Source organism: Phocaeicola sp. RTP21198st1_B8_RTP21198_201120 (assembly GCF_040929485.1).
GTDB lineage: Bacteria > Bacteroidota > Bacteroidia > Bacteroidales > Bacteroidaceae > Phocaeicola > Phocaeicola dorei.
Genome location: NZ_JBCOCI010000312.1, coordinates 378 through 1,516 on the forward strand (window position 1 = coordinate 378; position 1,139 = coordinate 1,516).

1 protein-coding gene is annotated in these 1,139 nt (G+C 48.8%); it reads right to left on the reverse strand.

All coding sequences use genetic code 11. The features are described 5' to 3' along the window. Positions 1 to 868, reverse strand: an 868-nt coding sequence (locus tag AB5935_RS25790; RefSeq protein ID WP_368327849.1) for a DUF4099 domain-containing protein, incomplete at its 3' end; no start/stop codon positions are given. Positions 869 to 1,139 lie beyond the last annotated feature (271 nt).

Genomic DNA, 1,139 nt, shown 5'->3' on the forward strand with positions numbered 1-1,139 from the left:
CCTCACCGCGCACGGCAGCATCGTATTCTTTCGGAGAAAGCGTATAATCTTTCACCTTACGCGGAATGCGTGCCTGCTCTACGGGCATATGGAACAATTCATTGGTCACCGGGTCTTTGGAAAGGTAGCAGGATTTGGTTTCTTTGGTACGGTAGTCAATGACTACATCCACCGCCTTGCCGAGATTGCCGGTCTGGTTCAGGGCCTTGAGGTCTTCTTCCGTCAGGACATGTCCCCTGTAGTCTTCCCCGATCTTGGGAGCCTGACGGATGTAGTGGATGTCGAACTTGACAGCTCCGTTCTCGTCGCGGAACAGGGAGAGTTTGGCATCCCCGTTTTCACGCCCCAGCTCGGAATTTTTTGCCACACGGAAAGCGATAGCGGAAGTCTTTCCCTGCAACATTCTTTCGAGGCTGTCCTTTGCGTTCTTCAGTCCGTCCGGGGTAATGCCGTATTTGGCGGCCTGTTCCCAATTCACTTCCCGCTCGTTGAAGCGATGGTTATTATACACCCTGGTCGAAGCCAGTTCCCTTCTGACTGCTTCGTTCTGTGGTTCCTGCGCCGCTTCGATCTTTTCTTTGGCCTGCTCTACGAGCGTTTCCTTCGGCATGTTGTAGAGGGAGTAACGACCGGGATTATTGTACTGGTAGAGAAAATTCTTCCCGAAGTTGGTGAAGAAGTTTCCACGTTGGTCCACTTTGATAAACTGGTCCCTGTTCGCCTCGTTAGCTTCGAGCGTTTCCAGCTCTCCGTTCGCTGCGATTCCTTTTACACCTTTGGCTTTCTGCTCTTTCTTGTCATACGCCATCAAATACCCGTGTTCCGGGGTTGCTTCCTTGTTTTCAGGAGCTAAATTCACATCGTTCATATACGTTAATTTTAAAGATTAATGAATCATTTACGAGGGTAAAATTACTATCTTTGTCATTAAATAGTTTGATTATGAGGAAGTTGTCATTAATTGTCATGTTCTGTCACTTATTGTCATGTCCGGCTTTTGCACAGTCCCCGTCAAAGGGATATAAAGCCGGACTCAGTGCTGTCATCTACCGTATCCACTCTGCCCGGCAGTGAAAGTCTTTCATATGAGACAGCCGGTTGCAGGTTACCGTACTGGCCGATTATCCTATTCTGTATCC